Annotated in this window: 16 protein-coding genes and 1 pseudogene; 7 read left to right on the top strand and 10 right to left on the bottom strand. The window is 70.7% G+C overall.

The window, feature by feature from the left end:
- Positions 1-43 precede the first annotated feature (43 nt).
- The gene (locus tag IEY89_RS30745) at positions 44-1789 is read left to right on the top strand and encodes a cholesterol oxidase substrate-binding domain-containing protein (RefSeq protein ID WP_229695487.1); all 1746 of its coding nucleotides are present in this window, start codon (positions 44-46) and stop codon (positions 1787-1789) included.
- Between the two features lie 90 nt (positions 1790-1879).
- On the opposite strand, the gene IEY89_RS30740 is transcribed toward IEY89_RS30745, so the two are convergent.
- From IEY89_RS30740 to IEY89_RS30730, 3 genes are all read right to left on the bottom strand, one after another.
- Entirely contained in the window at positions 1880-3121 is a 1242-nt protein-coding gene (locus tag IEY89_RS30740) for an FAD-dependent monooxygenase (RefSeq protein WP_373287312.1), read from the bottom strand.
- Positions 3122-3230: 109 nt separating this feature from the next.
- Positions 3231-3929 carry a ribonuclease H family protein gene (locus IEY89_RS30735; RefSeq protein ID WP_189150791.1) on the bottom strand — a complete coding sequence of 233 codons (699 nt, stop codon included), beginning with the start codon at positions 3927-3929 and terminating at the stop codon, positions 3231-3233.
- 43 nt (positions 3930-3972) lie between these two features.
- A complete protein-coding gene (locus IEY89_RS30730) occupies positions 3973-4773 on the bottom strand; it encodes a VOC family protein (protein WP_189150790.1) in 801 nt (266 codons plus the stop codon).
- 298 nt (positions 4774-5071) lie between these two features.
- Here IEY89_RS30730 and IEY89_RS30725 point away from each other — a divergent pair, with 298 nt between their 5' ends.
- The 3 genes from IEY89_RS30725 (at position 5072) to IEY89_RS30715 (ending at position 7204) form a co-directional block, all read left to right on the top strand.
- Positions 5072-5461, top strand: a complete 390-nt coding sequence (locus tag IEY89_RS30725; RefSeq protein ID WP_189150789.1) for a hypothetical protein — start codon at positions 5072-5074, stop codon at positions 5459-5461.
- A gap of 111 nt (positions 5462-5572) precedes the next feature.
- Positions 5573-6208 carry a thioredoxin-like domain-containing protein gene (locus IEY89_RS30720; protein ID WP_189150788.1) on the top strand — a complete coding sequence of 212 codons (636 nt, stop codon included), beginning with the start codon at positions 5573-5575 and terminating at the stop codon, positions 6206-6208.
- Positions 6209-6319: 111 nt separating this feature from the next.
- Entirely contained in the window at positions 6320-7204 is an 885-nt protein-coding gene (locus IEY89_RS30715; protein ID WP_189150787.1) for an aminoglycoside phosphotransferase family protein, read from the top strand.
- Positions 7205-7357: 153 nt separating this feature from the next.
- On the opposite strand, the gene IEY89_RS30710 is transcribed toward IEY89_RS30715, so the two are convergent.
- From IEY89_RS30710 to IEY89_RS30695, 4 genes are all read right to left on the bottom strand, one after another.
- Positions 7358-7840 carry a VOC family protein gene (locus IEY89_RS30710; protein ID WP_189150786.1) on the bottom strand — a complete coding sequence of 161 codons (483 nt, stop codon included), beginning with the start codon at positions 7838-7840 and terminating at the stop codon, positions 7358-7360.
- Between the two features lie 138 nt (positions 7841-7978).
- Entirely contained in the window at positions 7979-8590 is a 612-nt protein-coding gene (locus IEY89_RS30705) for a DinB family protein (protein WP_189150785.1), read from the bottom strand.
- A gap of 63 nt (positions 8591-8653) precedes the next feature.
- Positions 8654-9040, bottom strand: a complete 387-nt coding sequence (locus tag IEY89_RS30700) for a VOC family protein (RefSeq protein WP_189150784.1) — start codon at positions 9038-9040, stop codon at positions 8654-8656.
- A complete protein-coding gene (locus IEY89_RS30695) occupies positions 9037-9330 on the bottom strand; it encodes an ArsR/SmtB family transcription factor (RefSeq protein ID WP_189150783.1) in 294 nt (97 codons plus the stop codon). Before IEY89_RS30695 ends, IEY89_RS30700 begins: the two co-directional genes overlap by 4 nt.
- Before the next feature lie 233 nt (positions 9331-9563).
- On the opposite strand from IEY89_RS30695, the gene IEY89_RS30690 reads away from it, so the two are divergent.
- From IEY89_RS30690 to meaB, 3 genes are read left to right on the top strand one after another with little or no spacing between them, the layout of a single operon-like run.
- Complete coding sequence (locus tag IEY89_RS30690) at positions 9564-11372, top strand: methylmalonyl-CoA mutase subunit beta (RefSeq protein WP_189150782.1); 1809 nt, start codon at positions 9564-9566, stop codon at positions 11370-11372.
- Positions 11372-13546: a methylmalonyl-CoA mutase gene (gene scpA, locus IEY89_RS30685; protein WP_189150781.1), complete on the top strand. Its 2175-nt coding sequence runs from the start codon at positions 11372-11374 to the stop codon at positions 13544-13546. The genes IEY89_RS30690 and scpA overlap by 1 nt, the downstream gene beginning before the upstream one ends.
- The gene (gene meaB, locus IEY89_RS30680) at positions 13543-14520 is read left to right on the top strand and encodes a methylmalonyl Co-A mutase-associated GTPase MeaB (RefSeq protein ID WP_189150780.1); all 978 of its coding nucleotides are present in this window, start codon (positions 13543-13545) and stop codon (positions 14518-14520) included. The genes scpA and meaB overlap by 4 nt, the downstream gene beginning before the upstream one ends.
- A gap of 8 nt (positions 14521-14528) precedes the next feature.
- Here the strand turns inward: meaB and IEY89_RS42025 are convergent.
- The 3 genes and pseudogenes from IEY89_RS42025 to IEY89_RS30670 form a co-directional block, all read right to left on the bottom strand.
- Positions 14529-14669 (bottom strand): annotated as a pseudogene (locus tag IEY89_RS42025) (M56 family peptidase); the annotation flags it as partial.
- Positions 14670-14680: 11 nt separating this feature from the next.
- Positions 14681-15076: a BlaI/MecI/CopY family transcriptional regulator gene (locus tag IEY89_RS30675; RefSeq protein ID WP_189150779.1), complete on the bottom strand. Its 396-nt coding sequence runs from the start codon at positions 15074-15076 to the stop codon at positions 14681-14683.
- A gap of 88 nt (positions 15077-15164) precedes the next feature.
- The gene (locus IEY89_RS30670; RefSeq protein WP_189150778.1) at positions 15165-15902 is read right to left on the bottom strand and encodes a sulfotransferase family protein; all 738 of its coding nucleotides are present in this window, start codon (positions 15900-15902) and stop codon (positions 15165-15167) included.
- Positions 15903-16111: the final 209 nt, after the last annotated feature.

Raw genomic sequence — 16111 nt, 5'->3', positions numbered from 1 at the left:
ATCAGGCAACTATTCGATAACCGTCACCCTCTAGCGTGACCGGGTGACTGATCACCTGGCGCGATCCGATGGTTCCGACACTCCCGAGGACGGCGACTCCGCGTGGACGCGCCGCGGTTTCCTGCTCGGCGCGGCCTCCCTCGCCCTGGTGGCGATCGCGGTCGACCCGGCTGTCGCCGCCGGCGAGCTTCCCGACTTCCCGGCGGACGTCACGCCCTACCGCTCCGGCTACCGCAACTGGGTCGGCGAGATCACCGCCGACGGACTGTGGGCGTGCGCGCCGGCCGACCCCGGCCAGGTGGTCGACGTCGTCAACTGGGCCTGGCGGCACGGCTGGACGGTCCGCGCCCGGGGCTCCGCGCACGGCTGGTCGCCCCTGACGATCACCACCGGTACGGAGTCCGGCGCACCCGTGCTGCTCATCGACACCGCTCCCCGTCTCACCGGTCTCGTCCTGGAGTCCACCGGCCCGGCCGCCGTGCGCGCCGGCACCGGAGTCACCCTGGAGGCCCTGCTCACCTATCTGGAGGAGCGGGGCCTGGGGGTCACCGCCGCTCCCGCACCCGGTGACCTCACGCTGGGCGGGGCGCTGGCCGTCGACGCGCACGGCACCGCCGTGCCGGCCGCCGGAGAGACCCGGCTCCCCGGACACACGTACGGCTCGCTCAGCAACCGCGTGCTGTCGCTGACGGCGGTCGTGTGGGACGAGGGCTCCGGTGCCTACGTTCTGCGGACGTTCGAACGCGACGAGGCGGACTGCGCGGCGCTCCTCACCCACCTCGGCCGGTCCCTGGTCGTCGAGGTCGTGCTGCGGGTGGGGGCGAACAGCAACCTGCGCTGCGTCAGCCGTACGGACATCGCGGCGGCCGAGCTGTTCGCCGCGCCCGGCAGCGGTTCCGGCGGGCGGACCTTCGCGAGCTGTCTGGATGAGGCGGGGCGGGTCGAGACGATCTGGTTCGCCTTCACCGAGTTCCCCTGGCTGAAGGTGTGGAGCGTCGCGCCGACCAGGCCGCTGACCTCACGGCGCGTATCGTCGCCGTACAACTACCCCTTCTCCGACAACGTCCCGACCGTGGTGGCCGACCTCGTCGGGCGGATCCTGTCCGACGGGGCCTGGTACCTCGCGCCGGTGCTCGGCAACGCGCAGCTGGACGTGGCAGCGCTCGGGCTCGTGACGACGCTGTCGGCGGACATCTGGGGGCCGTCGAAGAACACGCTGCTCTACGTCAGGCCGACGACTCTCCGGGTCACCGCGAACGGCTACGCGGTGCTGACCAGCCGGGCCCAGGTACAGCGTGTCGTCTCGGAGTTCACCGCGTTCTACCGGGAGCGTCTCGCCGCGTACGCCGCGTCGGGCCGCTTCCCGGTCAACGGCACGGTCGAGATCCGCGCCACCGGCCTCGACCGCCCGGGCGACGCCGACTCGGCCGGCGCCCACGCCCCGCTGCTGTCCGCGCTGCGACCGGTCGACGGGCATCCCGAGTGGGACACCGCCGTCTGGCTGAACGTACTGACGCTGCCCGGGACGCCGTACGCGGAGGCGTTCTTCCGCGAACTCGAACAGTTCCTGCTCACGACGTACGACGGCGGACACGCGCTGACCAGGGTCGAGTGGTCCAAGGGCTGGGGGTACACGGACACGGCCGGATGGAGCGACGAGGAGGTCGTCGGTGCGGCGGTGCCGGCCTCCTACGGGGACGCCGTGTGGCAGGAGGCGGTCGGGACCCTGGACCGGCTCGACCCGCACGGCGTGTTCGGGAACGCGTTCCTCGACCGGCTGCTGCGCTGAGGTCCCGTCAAGGGGCCGGCAGGGCCCGCACGATCGCCGCCTCCCGCAGGTGCGTTCCGCGGGCACCCGATAACAGCTCCCGGACCCGGGCTATTTCCCGGAGACCTCGGTCTTTTCCCGGGTACGGGAGGCCAGCGCGCGCGTTTGCGCGGTGCGGGCTAGCTTCGGGCCGAGCCATCGCTTGAACCGGCGCAGCGCTTCGAGGCGCCCCGCCGCCCGGTCGATGCCGTAGTACAGCTGGGGCGGCACATAGGGCAGCAGGGGCGAGTGTCGCTGGCCGAGCAGGGCGAACATCTGGGCCGGGGGCAGTCTGATGTAGCGCGGCAGGTTCTCGTACCACTGGGCGCTGTAGCGGGCCGCGCTCTGGATGGAGAGCAGTTCCGACTTGCGCCGCTCCTCGTAGGCGGTGAGGGCCGCGGGGAGTTCGGGGTGTGCGCGGAGGGCGTCGGCCAGGGCGATGGCGTCCTCCAGGGCGAGGGTGGTGCCGGCGCCGATGGAGTAGTGCGTGGTGTGGGCGGCGTCGCCGAGAAGGACGAGGTTGCCGTGGTGCCAGGTCTGGTTGGTGAGGGTGCGGAAGGTGAGCCACTGGGCGGCGCCGTCGGCGGCGGAGCGGCCGATCAGGGGGTGGCCGTCCAGCAGGTCGGCGAAGAGCTTCTCCAGCAGGGCCAGGCCGTCGGCCTCGTTCGCCCGGTCGAGGCCGAGGCCGCTCCAGGTCTCGGGGGCGCACTCGACGACGCAGGTGCTGTGGTCCTGGCCGTAGCCGTAGCCGTAGCACCAGATCCAGCCGTGCGCCGTCTCCTTGAAGCCGAAGGTGAAGGCGTCGAAGACCTTGGTGGTGCCGAGCCAGATGTAGCGGTTGCGCCCGGCCTTCAGTCCGGCGCCGAAGTGTTCGGTGTGCTGTTCGCGCAGCACGCTGTTGACGCCGTCGGCGGCTACGACGAGGTCGGCGTCGGCCAGTTCGTCGGCGTCGGTGATCCCGTGCTCGAACTCCAGTCGTACGCCGAGCTGTCGGGCCCGGTCGGCGAGGATGTCGAGGAGCTTGTGGCGGCCGATGCCGAAGCCCTCGTCGCCCGGGTGCCGGGTCGCGCTGTCGCCCACGTGGGCGACGCCGTGGTTCCAGGACACGGAGGCGTCCCCGATGGCCCGCGCGGACTCGGGGTCGTGCTCGTGGAGCTTGTCGAGCAGCCCGCGCCAGTAGGTGACGCCCCAGCCGTAGGTCGAACCCGCCGGGTCACGCTCGTACACGGTGATGTCGTGGGACGGATCCCGCAGCTTCAGCAGGATCGAGAGATACAGGCCGGCGGGCCCGCCTCCGACACAGGCGACCTTCACACACACCCCTAGCAATTACGGAAGGTGGTCAGTTCGCGTCGGAGAGTAGCAGGATGTGGATACACCGGAACGCCGTCCCTCACGGGACGGCCGGTGCGGGCGGGTGTGCTCAGACGTCGGCCGTACGGCAATCCGGGTGACCCCAGCCCTGGGCGTTCTTGGCGATGGTCTCGCCGGCCGCGTAGGCCCGTCCGCAGACGCAGCGGCCGGGGAACTTCGCCTTGAGGGTGCGGTCGGAGTTGCCGCTTCGCGGCCGGGACGTCTTCGTGCCGGACGTCTTCGGGGCCGAGGAGCGGGGGGTGTCCGGCGAGGCCGGGGGTTCCGGGGAGCCGAGGTCGCTGCCGGCCGACAGCTGCACGATCGCGGCCTGGCTGGCGGCACGGTCGGCGAAGTCGTTGAGCTTGTCGCCGTCGACCTGGTGGGCGGGCACGTAGCGGAACTCGACCGAGCGGCCGTCGAGCAGTTCGTCGATACGGACGACGAGTTCCTGGTTGGCGACCGGCTTGCCGGCGGCCGTCTTCCAGCCCTTGCGCTTCCAGCCGGGCAGCCAGGTGGTGACGGCCTTCATCGCGTACTGGGAGTCCATCCGGATCTCCAGCGGTACGTCCGGTGCGACGGCCGTCAACAGCCGTTCAAGCGCGGTGAGTTCGGCTACGTTGTTGGTGGCCCGGCCGAGCGGCCCGGCCTCCCAGCGAGTGGGGCTCTCCGAGCCGTCGGCCACCACCCAGGCCCAGCCCGCAGGCCCCGGATTTCCTTTCGAAGCCCCGTCGCACGCGGCCACCACACGTTCACGCATGCGCTCGATCATGCCATGCGCGCGACGGGCTCCCGGCCCTCGTCGAGCGCCTCCGTCAGACCACGTCCGTCGACTTGGGCAGCTCGCCCACCGTCGTCGTGACGTCGATGACGGAGAAGTTGGCGCCCTGCGGGTCGCTCAACGCGGCGAACCGGCCGAACGGGGTGTCCATGGGCCCGAAGCGCAGCACGGCGCCGAGCTTGGTGGCCGTGGCGACGGCGTCGTCGCAGTTGCCGACGGTGAAGTACACGTTGATGTACGGCGGCACCTCGGGCGGGAAGTCGTCCGTCATCCGCATCCGGCCGAGGACGGTGTCGTCGCCCAGGTTGTACATACGGAAGTCGACGGCGTCGTCCTCCATCTGCTTGGCCGAGTAGCCGAAGACGGACTGGAAGAAGGTGTCCGACTTCTCGGTCTCGCGTGTGAAGACCTCGGCCCAGCAGTAGGCACCGGGCTTTTCCGGGCCCGCTTCGAAGCCCTCGTGGACAGCGCCCTGCCAGACGCCGAAGGCGACACCGCTGGGGTCGCGGGCCAGGCACATGGTGCCGAACTCGCCCACCTGCATCGGCTCCATCAGCAGCTCGCCGCCGTTGTCACGGATCTTGGTGGCGGTGGCGGCGGCGTCCGGCGAGGCGAGGTACAGGCACCACGCCGACTGCCCCTCCTGCCCGGGCATCGGCGGGACGACCGCGGCGACCGCCTTGCCGTCGGCGTACGCCTGTGTGTAGTTGCCGTACTCCGACGACGACTCGCCGAAGGTCCAGCCGAGCACCTCGCCGTAGAAGCTCTTGGCTCCCTCGACGTCACTGAACATCGCGTCGGCCCAACAGGGCGTTCCCTCACGTTTCACGGCCATGGTTTCGGCCTCTCCGGGTCTCGTCGATCTCGTCGGGTGGTCCGGATTCTCACGCTAGCCAGGCTTCGCCCAGGACGCGCGTCGAGCGGCCCAGGCTGTTACAGACGGGAGGAGACGCGCCCCTTGAGGGGCGCGAGGCTGTTGCGATCTGTGGCTCCGCCGCGTGGGCGCGACAAGCCCCCACCGACCCGCGGCCGGCAGACAACCCCCAGGGCGCGGCAATAACACACCCCTGCGGTCTGATAATTTCATCGGCGCTCATCTCTCTTCGGCTCCTCCCCTACCTCCAGGTGTCCAGATGTCCGCTGCACGGGTGCGTCGCCCAGCGGCACGGCACGCCCGCGGCAGCGTCCCGCACCTGCTGGGTGTCCTGATCCTCGTCCTCGCGACGTTCGCGTTCTCCTGCGCCGGAGCCATGCCCTCACCGGACGCCGGGACCTCCCGGCCGACGTCGGCACACGCCGTGCACATCGCCGACCGGGACCCCTGCCAGGAGGGCCCGCACCACGGCTGTCACACCCCCGGGCACCATGGCGTCCTCAACCACGCCCCGTCCATCGGCGCGGACCGGGCCGCCGCGTTGAACCAGCTGAGCACCGCCCCCGCCCGGCTGCCGCTCGGCCTGTCGCGGATCCCGGGCGCCGCCCGCCCTCCCGATCTCCACGAGCTGCAACTGCTCCGGGTCTAGGCCGCGGTCGGGCCCACGCGTTCCTCTCGGGCCGATCCCCTCAGCCACGACCATCACCCCAGCTTGCAGCGCCGTGCCCGGAGACAGGCACGGCACGGAGAAGGACATCCCATGGGTACATCCAACGCCAAGGCGAAGACCGCGGCCCGCCGCGCCCACATGGAGGAGCTGCGCAAGACCGAGCAGGCCCGTGAGCGGCGGATGCGTCTGCTCACGCTCGGCGCGACCGCCGTCATACTCGTCGGCCTGGCCGGCGGCGGCTGGTATCTGGTCGACTCCGCCCAGGACAAGGAAGAGGCGAAGGCGGCACCGATCTCGGGCGTGAAGAGCTGGTCCAAGCTCACACAGAACCACGTAACCAAGGCCGTCACCTACAAGATGAGCCCGCCCGTGGGCGGCGACCACAACCAGGTGTGGGTGAACTGCGACCGGCAGGTCTACACCAAGGCGGTCCCCAACGAGAACGCCGTGCACGCCCTCGAACACGGTGCTGTCTGGATCACCTACAACGACAAGGCTGCCGAGGCGGACGTCGAGACGCTCTCCGAGAAGGTGACCAACACGTCGTACACCTTCATGAGTCCGTACGAGGACCAGTCGTCGCCGATCGTGCTGAGCGCCTGGGAGCACCAGCTCAAGGTGGACAAGGCCTCGGACCCGCGCGTCGCCAAGTTCCTCGACAAGTACGTCCAGGGCGAGCAGACCCCCGAGCCCGGGGCCGCGTGCACCAACGGGATGACGCCGTGAACTGAGCGCCGGCCGCGGGGCGTTCGACCGGACGGCCCCGCGCCGGTGCCCACGTTCGCGCTCCGCCGAAATTCGGTGGACCGCGGGCCTGTCAGCGGCTGGGATGACCTCATGTGTGCCCTGAAGATGCATGCCGACGAGGCAGAGATCGACACCCCGCTGGTCCAGCGCCTGATCGCCCGGCAGTTCCCCGAGTGGGCGGGGCTGCCCGTCGAGCGGCTGGAGTCCGCCGGGACCGAGAACGCGATGTTCCGGCTCGGCGGTGAACTGGTCGTCCGGCTGCCGAGGCATCCCGGCGCGGTGGACAGCATCGAGCACGAGCAGCGCTGGCTGTCCCTGCTGGGGCCGCGGCTGCCGGTCGCCGTGCCCGAGCCGCTCGGCCGGGGCGGCGCCGCCGAGGGGTTCCCGTGGCCCTGGTCCGTGTACGGCTGGCTGGACGGGCGGAATCCGGCGGTCGACGCCCTGGAAGCTCCCGAGACACTGGCCAGGGAACTCGCCGGCTTCGTCCGCGCCCTGCGTCGCGTCGACGCGGCGAACGGCCCGTCCCACTACCGGGCCGTTCCGCTGGAGGCGCGGGACTCGGCCACGCGCGCGGCCCTCGCCCAGCTGACGGGGGCCGTGGACACGGAGGCGGTGACGGCCCGGTGGGAGGACGCCCTGCGGGCTCCTGAGCACACAGGGCCGCCGGTCTGGGCGCACGCGGACCTCTCCCCGGGCAACGTGCTGGTCACCGAGGGGCGGCTGAGTGCCGTGATCGACTTCGGCTGTACCGGGGTCGGCGATCCGGCCGTCGATCTGATCGTCGCCTGGAACCTGCTGCCCGCCGGCGTCCGTGACACCTTCCGCGAGGCCGTCGGCGCCGACGACGCCGAGTGGGCGCGCGGGCGTGGCTGGGCGCTGTCGATCTCGCTGATCCAACTGCCGTACTACCGGGAGACGAATCCGGTGCTCGCGGCGAACGCCCGGCATGTGATCAGGGAGATCCTGGCCGAGTGAAGCAGCGTGGAGGCCGCCGAGGATGCGCGAGGCGCCCTCGGCGGCGGCTTCGAGAGCTGCCGCCGCACGGCGGTGTCCCTGCGGCACCGCACAGCGGCCGGCCTGCCCGGGCCGCCCGGGACGGGGCGGCCCGGCACGGGCGGGAGGCGTCCCCTACTCCCCCGCGTACGCCTTCTCCAGGGCGGCGATGTCCAGTTTGCCCATCCCGTACATGGCCTTGGTGGTGCGGACGGCCTTCTCCTGGTCCGGGTCGCTGATCAACTCGATGACGCCCTCCGGAATGACCTGCCAGGACAGTCCGAACCTGTCCTTGAGCCACCCGCAGGTGCCGCCCTCGCCGCCGCCCTCGGTGAGCTTCGCCCAGTAGTGGTCGACCTCCTGCTGGTCGGCGCAGAAGATCTGGAAGGAGACGGCCTCACTGAACGTGAACTGCGGGCCGCCGTTCAGGGCGACGAACTTCTGGCCGTTGGCAACGAAGTCGACGGCCAGCACGGCGCCGGCCGGGGCGGGGCCGGCCTCGTTGTAGTAGCCGATCCTGCCCAGGGTCGAGTTCTTGAAGATCGACACGTAGAAGTGGGCGGCTTCCTCGGCCTGTCCGTCGAACCAGAGACATGTGGTGAAACCGTCGGTGGTCATGGGGTACCTCCTGGAGCGGCAACGCTGTCACCTCTTTCGACCGATCCTGATACGAAAACTCATCGGTGGCGCGATGAGTTGTCGCACCGGTCCGTCCCGGAGGTGACGCCGCGTTTCCCCGGCCGGTCGGTCAGCCGGTCACTGGCCCACTCGGCCGTCGACGCACTCGCGCAGGAGGTCGGCGTGGCCGCAGTGCCGCGCGTACTCGTTGACGTGTGCCGACAGGACATCGCGCAACTGGATCTCGCCGCCGGGCTCGGCGCCGAAGTCGGAGAAGCCGGCGTTGGTGGTGCCGAGGTCGGCGACACCGGCGATGAAACGGTCGGTGAGTTCCGTCTCCGCCCGCCACTGCTTCCAGGCGTCCTCCACGACCGCCGGATCGGCGACCGCGCCGTTCCAGTCGCCGTCCCGGTCGTCGTCGGTGCGGTACAGCTTGGGTGTGTCCTCACCGGCCATCACCCGGCGAAAGTGCCGTTCGTCCTCGGTGAGGTGCCGCACCAGCCCGAGCAGGGACATCGTGGACGGCGGTACGGAGCGTCGGGCCATCTGCTCGGCGTCCAGACCGGCGCACTTCATCTCCACGGTGAGGCGGTAGTGGCGCAGGCCCTCGATCAGCGTGCCGCGTTCGTCGACGATCTCGGTGTCGGTCTCGCGCGGGTCGTCGTCCGGGTCGACCCACATGTCGTCATAGACGGTCGCGACCGTCCAGCGGGTCGCCGTTGCTTCGTTGTCGTGCGCACGCGAATCCATGGGGGCATGGTCGCGCGCGCCGACCTCGTCCGCCATCGATTATCGGGCCGGGTGGTCGGCCCCCTACGCCTGATGCACGATCTGGATCAGGTTGCCGCAGGTGTCGTCCAGCACCGCGGTGGTGACCGGACCCATCTCCAGCGGCTCCTGGGTGAATCGCACGCCCAGACCGCGGAGCCGGTCGTACTCCGCGTGGACGTCGTCCACGGCGAAGGCGGTGGCCGGGATCCCGTCCCTGGCCAGCGCGTCCCTGTACGGCTTCACCGCGGGATGGCCGGACGGTTCGAGCAGCAGTTCGGTCCCAGCGGGATCCTCGGGCGAGACCACGGTCAGCCACCGGTCCTCGCCCACCGGGACCTCGGTCTTCTTCACGAAGCCCAGCACGTCCGTGTAGAAGCGCAGGGCCTTGTCCTGGTCGTCGACGAAGACGCTGGTCAGGTGAATCCTCATGGTGTGCTCTCTGATTCGTCGGGCCTGATCCACCGCTCGGCGATGGTCTTGAGCGGTGCGGTGTTCAGGTCATGGAATTTGTAGCGCCCCTCCCGCCGGCTCTCGACCAGGCCGGCGGCCTCCAGCACGGCCAGATGCTGGGAGACCGCCTGGCGCGAGATGCCGAGCCGGTGCTTCATGCTCAGCCGCGAGCAGATCTCGAACAGAGTCTGTCCGGGGCGTTCGGTGAGTTCGTCGAGGATCTTCCGGCGGGTGGGATCGGCCAGGGCTTTGAACAGGTCGTCGGCCACACACCCACCATAGGCAAGTATGCACTTGCCTATCAAGGGGGTACGCGCTCGCCCCATTGACTCACCGTGCCGGAATGGGCGACGATCCCGGCCGGTGGAGGGTCGCGCGGGCCGTTCCCACCGGCACCGCTGGGTCCGACAGCGCCATGAGGCCGAGGTCACAGATCATCGGAGGTCAAGGTCACAGGCTCGGCCTCTGCTGCGGCCCGACCTCTCTGCCCTAGCATCCGGGCATGACAGTCCTGCCCAACGACGGGCTCTCACTGGCCGCCGAGTTCCCTTCGACGTCCCATGAACAGTGGCAGCGCCTGGTGGAAGGCGTCCTGCGCAAAGCGGGCAAGGAGGTCTCCGCCGCGACAGCCGAGGACGCGCTGTCCACCGCGCTCGAGGACGGAATCACCACCCGCCCTCTCTACACGGCGCACGACGAGGCTCCCGAGCCCGGCCTCCCCGGCTTCGCCCCCTTCGTTCGGGGCGGACGCCCCGAGGGAAACACCGTCGCAGGCTGGGACGTACGGCAGCGGCACGCGACCCTCGCCGGCGACGCGGTGCTCGCGGACCTGGAGAACGGCGTCACCTCGCTCTGGCTGACCGTCGGCCCGGACGCGATTCCGGTGGCCTCGCTCGCCCGGGCCCTCGACGGCGTCTTTCTCGACCTGGCCCCCGTCGTCCTCGACGCCGGACAGGAAGTCGAGCCCGCGGCACGGGAGTTGTTGCGGCTCTACGAGGAGCGGGGCGTCGCCGAGCAGGCGGCCCGCGGCAACCTCGGCGGCGACCCGCTGGGCCACGAGGCCCGCACCGGCGAGGAGCTGGCCTTCGCGCCCGTCGTCGCACTCGCGCGACTGTGCGCCGAGCAGTACCCGGGGCTGCGCGCGCTGACCGTGGACGCGCTGCCCTACCACGAGGCCGGCGGCTCGGCCGCGCAGGAGCTGGGCGCGTCCCTGGCGACCGGTGTCGCCTACCTGCGCGAGCTGACCGAGGCGGGACTGTCCGTCGGACAGGCCTGTGCACAGCTGGAGTTCCGGTACGCGGCCACCGCCGACCAGTTCCTGACGGTCGCCAAGCTGCGCGCGGCCCGACGGCTGTGGGCGCGGGTCGCCGAGGTGTCCGGGGCACCGGCGGCCGGGGCACAACTGCAGCACGTCGTGACCTCGCCGGTGATGATGTCGCGCCGCGACCCGTGGGTGAACATGCTCCGCACGACGGTCGCCACCTTGGCCGCCGGGGTCGGCGGCGCCGACTCGGTCACCGTGCTCCCCTTCGACCACGCGCTGGGCCTGCCGGACGCGTTCGCGCGCCGGATCGCCCGCAACACCTCGACGATCCTGGTCGAGGAGTCGCATCTGGCACGGGTGATCGACCCGGCGGGCGGCTCCTGGTACGTGGAGCGGCTCACCGACGAGCTCGCCCACGCGGGCTGGGAGTTCTTCCAGTGGATCGAGGGCCTGGGCGGCTCCGCGACCGCCCTCCGCTCGGGCCGGTTGGGCGAGGCGCTGGCCACCACCTGGGCGGCCCGCTCCGCCAAGCTGGCCAAACGGCGCGAGCCCATCACCGGGGTCAGCGAGTTCCCGAATCTCGCCGAGCGCCTCCCGGACCGCGAGCCCGCGCCCGTACCGCCGTCCGGCGGGCTCCCCCGGGTGCGGCGCGACGAGGCGTACGAGGCGCTGCGCGCCCGCTCCGACGCCCACCTCGCCGCCACCGGAACCCGGCCGCGCGTCTACCTCGCGACCATCGGCCCGGCCGCCGCGCACAGCGCCAGGACGACCTTCGTATCGAACCTCTTCCAGGCCGGCGGCATCGAGCCCGTCACGGAGGGCACCTTCGAGGAGAGCGGCGCCACCGAGGTCTGCCTCTGCTCCAGTGACACGCTGTACGAGGAGCAGGCCGCGACCGTGGCAGCGGAACTGAAGGCCGTCGGCGCCTCGCACGTGTTCCTCGCCGGCCGTCCCGGGCAGTACACCGATGTCGACGCGTACGTCTTCGCGGGCTGCGACGCCGTCGCCGTGCTCTCCGCCACCCTCGACCGCATGGGAGCGTCCTGATGGGAATCCCCGACTTCTCCGGAATCGAACTGGGGACCCCGACCGCCATCGCCGGCGCCGACGACTGGCGTACGGCCGTCAAGGCGACCACTGGCTCGGACGGCACCTTCTGGGAGACGCCCGAGGGCATCGCGGTCAAGCCGCTCTACACCGGCCGTGACCTGGAGGGCCTGGACTTCCTGTCGACGTACCCGGGTGCCGCGCCGTATCTGCGCGGCCCGTACCCGACGATGTACGTCAACCAGCCCTGGACGATCCGCCAGTACGCGGGGTTCTCCACCGCCGAGGAGTCCAACGCCTTCTACCGCCGCAACCTCGCGGCCGGCCAGAAGGGCCTGTCGGTCGCCTTCGACCTGCCCACGCACCGGGGTTACGACAGCGACCACCCGCGCGTGACCGGTGACGTCGGCATGGCGGGCGTGGCGATCGACTCGATCTACGACATGCGGCAGCTCTTCGACGGCATCCCGCTGGACAGGATGACCGTGTCGATGACGATGAACGGCGCGGTGCTGCCCGTCCTCGCGCTGTACATCGTGGCGGCGGAGGAACAGGGCGTGCCGCCCGAGAAGCTGGCCGGGACCATCCAGAACGACATCCTCAAGGAGTTCATGGTCCGCAACACCTACATCTATCCGCCGAAGCCGTCGATGCGGATCATCTCCGACATCTTCGCGTACACCTCGCAGCGCATGCCCCGCTACAACTCCATCTCGATCTCCGGCTATCACATCCAGGAGGCGGGCGCGACGGCCGACCTGGAGCTCGCGTACACGCTGGCGGACGGGGTCGAGTACATCCGGGCGGGGCGGGACGCGGGGATGGACGTGGACGCGTTCGCGCCCCGGCTCTCCTTCTTCTGGGCGATCGGCATGAACTTCTTCATGGAGATCGCCAAGCTGCGCGCGGCGCGCCTGCTGTGGGCCAGGCTGGTCAGGCAGTTCGACCCGCAGAACGCCAAGTCCCTTTCCCTGCGCACCCATTCGCAGACCTCGGGCTGGTCGCTGACCGCGCAGGACGTGTTCAACAACGTGACGCGTACGGCCGTGGAGGCGATGGCCGCGACCCAGGGCCACACCCAGTCGCTGCACACCAACGCCCTGGACGAGGCGCTCGCGCTGCCCACCGACTTCTCGGCGCGCATCGCCCGCAACACCCAGCTGCTGATCCAGCAGGAGTCGGGCACGACCCGGGTCATCGACCCGTGGGGCGGCAGCGCGTACGTCGAGAAGCTGACGTACGACCTCGCTCGCCGCGCCTGGCAGCACATCGAGGAGGTCGAGGCGGCGGGCGGCATGGCGCAGGCCATCGACGCGGGCATCCCCAAGCTGCGCATCGAGGAGGCCTCGGCGCGCACCCAGGCCCGCATCGACTCGGGGCGCCAGACGGTGATCGGCGTCAACAAGTACCGCGTGGAGACCGACGAGCGGATCGACGTCCTCAAGGTCGACAACTCCTCCGTACGCGCCCAGCAGATCGAGAAGCTGCGGCGGCTGCGCGCGGAACGCGACGAGCGGGCCTGCCAGGACTCACTGGACGCGCTGACCCGGGCGGCGGGCGGTGAGGGCAACCTGCTGGAGCTGGCGGTGAACGCCGCCCGCGCGAAGGCGACGGTCGGAGAGATCTCCGACGCGCTGGAGAAGGTGTACGGGCGGCACGCGGGCCAGATCCGTACGATCGCCGGGGTGTACCGCAACGAAGCAGGCGAGTCCCCGTCCGTCGACCGCACCCGCACGCTGGTGGACGCCTTCGAGGAGGCCGAGGGGCGCCGGCCGCGCATCCTGGTCGCCAAGATGGGCCAGGACGGCCACGACCGCGGCCAGAAGGTGATCGCCACCGCCTTCGCCGACCTCGGCTTCGACGTCGACGTCGGCCCGCTGTTCCAGACCCCGGGCGAGGTCGCCCGGCAGGCGGTGGAGGCGGACGTCCACATCGTCGGGGTGTCCTCGCTGGCCGCCGGTCACCTCACTCTCGTACCGGCGCTGCGCGAGGAACTGGCGGCCGAGGGGCGGGAGGACATCATGATCGTCGTCGGTGGGGTGATCCCGCCGCAGGATGTGCCGACCCTCCTGGAGATGGGCGCGGCGGCCGTGTTCCCGCCCGGGACGGTGATCCCGGACGCGGCGCACGACCTCGTCCAGCGGCTCTCGGCCGACCTCGGGCACGACCTGTGATCGATCTCGACGCGTACGTCAAGGGCGTACTCGAAGGGAAGCGGGCGATCGTGGCGCGGGCCATCACCCTCGTCGAGTCGACCCGGCCCCAGCACCGGGCGCTGGCGCAGGAGTTGCTGACCGCACTGCTTCCGCACAGCGGCCGGGGGCGGCGGATCGGGGTCAGCGGGGTGCCGGGGGTCGGCAAGTCGACGTTCATCGACGCGTTCGGCACGATGCTGACCGGGCTCGGGCACCGGGTTGCGGTGCTCGCGGTGGACCCGTCGTCCAGCCGTACGGGCGGCTCGATCCTCGGCGACAAGACCCGGATGGAACGCCTGGCCGTGGACCCGGCGGCCTTCATCCGGCCCTCCCCCACTGCGGGCACGCTGGGCGGGGTCGCCAAGGCGACGCGTGAGTCGATCGTGGTGATGGAGGCGGCGGGCTACGACGTCGTACTGGTGGAGACGGTCGGGGTCGGCCAGTCCGAGACCGCCGTCGCCAACATGGTCGACTCGTTCCTGCTGCTGACGCTGGCCCGCACCGGTGACCAGTTGCAGGGCATCAAGAAGGGCGTCCTGGAACTCGCGGACGTGCTCGCGGTCAACAAGGCGGACGGCCCGCACGAACGCGACGCCCAGTCCGCCGCACGGGAGTTGGCGGGCGCCCTGCGGCTGATGCACGGCAGGGACGTGGCCTGGACACCGCCCGTGCTGACGTGCAGCGCCCGCGAGTCGACCGGCCTGGACACCGTCTGGGACCGTCTCGAACAGCACCGCGCCCTGCTCGACTCGTCCGGCCGTCTCACCGCCAAACGCCGTGACCAGCAGGTCGACTGGACCTGGACGATGGTCCGCGAGGAACTGCTGGGCCGCCTGCACGCGGACGAGGCAGTACGCGCCCTCGCACCCGGCCTCGAACAGCAGGTAAGGAAGGGTGAGTTGACGGCCACCCTCGCCGCCGAGCGCATCCTGAAGGCGTTCGGCGGCGACTGAGAACCGGGGCAGGCCGCCATGACGCCCGCCACCGCGGTCGGCAGTCGGGGCGCGGTGTGCGGATGCAGATGCTGTTCAGCCAGACGGGCGATCGGTCACGCCGTCAACGGCAGGAACAGCGCCAGAAACAGCGGCAGAAACACGAACACCCTTAGGGGACTCAGTCCTCCCTCTCCGGGTCCGCCGTGGGCCGTCCGAGCAGTTCGCGCAGCAACCGCTCGTCGTCGGGGCCGAGCCCGGTGACGAAGCTGGCCAGTACGGCCGCCCGGTCGCTCTCGGCGTCCAGCACCCTGCGCATCCGGTGCGCGGCGAGGCCCGCCTCGTCGGACGCGGACATCCACGCGAAGGACCGGCCCACGCGTTCCCGGGTGACCGCGCCCTTGGCCAGCAGCCTGGTGAGGATCGTGATGACGGTGGTGTAGGCCAGATCGCCACCGAGCCGCTCCTGCACCCAGCCGGCCGTCGCCGGCCCCTCCGCCTCGCGCAGCGCCGACAGGACCAGCGCCTCCAGCTCACCCTGCCCCCGTCGCCGGGGACGCCGCCGGTGCTCCGTCACGCCCTGTCTCCCGTCCGCCGCCCGTCAGTTTCCCGAGCGGACATCGTATAGACGCCGGGAGCCGGTCAGGGCCGAGCGGGCAGCCGCCTCAACAGGGATACCCCCAGGTGCGGGCGAGGTCGCGCAACGCCTCCGGGACGTCCTCGGCGTCCGGCAGCGGCCGGGCCCGCTGGATCTTCCCGGACTTGATGTTGTCGCTCCAGTCACCGATGAAAGGCACGAAGGGGCCGTGATCGCCCTTGCGGTAGTCGAGCATCTTCGGTGTCCAGGGCACACCGAGATACGCACAGATGTCCCGGGTGACCGCCTCGGGCCGCTCGGTCAGGTCCTCGTAGCGGACCGTGATGCCGTCCAGCCCGTTCCGGGCCGCTTCGACCGCCTCGACGTACATGCGCACCTCCCGTACGGTCGCGCCGAGGTCGCGGTCGGGACGGTTGTTGATCAGGCTGCTCACCATCGACGCGGGATGGCGCAGCAGGAAGACGTACCGGGCCTTCGGCCAGCCCTCCGCGAGCCGCTCCCAGAAGCCCGCGTTGCCGGGTGTCTTGTCCACGATGATCTGCTTGCCGCTGCGCACGAGTTCCCGGTGGAGGATGCGGTCCCACAGCAGGTGCTCCAACTCGCGCTGGTCGAGGTCGAGTTGGTCCATGGCCTTGCTGGTGTACGGCTTGGTGAGGTCGACCGACAGGGTACGCAGGTGCATCTCGTGCGGCGCCCGGATCTGCGGGTGACTGTTGAGCAGGACCCGCAGGAGTGTGGAGCCGGAGCGCACGGAGGAGATCACGAACACCGGGTCCGGGACGAGCCGGTGGGCGGACCGCGGCACGGGTGGCTCCGCGAACCGTCGTACCCGCCGCCTCAACCCACGGGCCACTCGGCGTACTTCCGGACCGACCAGGACCATGACTGTGCCTCCTTGACCCCCGGCTACGAACCCGGTGTGCGAACCCCCCGCCCTCCTTGGATACTTGACCAGCCTGTGACCAATGCCTGGGTCGGCCATGGGAATGGAATGAGAAATTCCTGAGACCCGGT

Source organism: Streptomyces lacrimifluminis (genome assembly GCF_014646095.1).
Taxonomy (GTDB): Bacteria; Actinomycetota; Actinomycetes; order Streptomycetales; family Streptomycetaceae; genus Streptomyces; species Streptomyces lacrimifluminis.
Note: the sequence above shows the minus strand (reverse complement) of the source record. Positions and strands in the feature narration are given on the sequence as shown.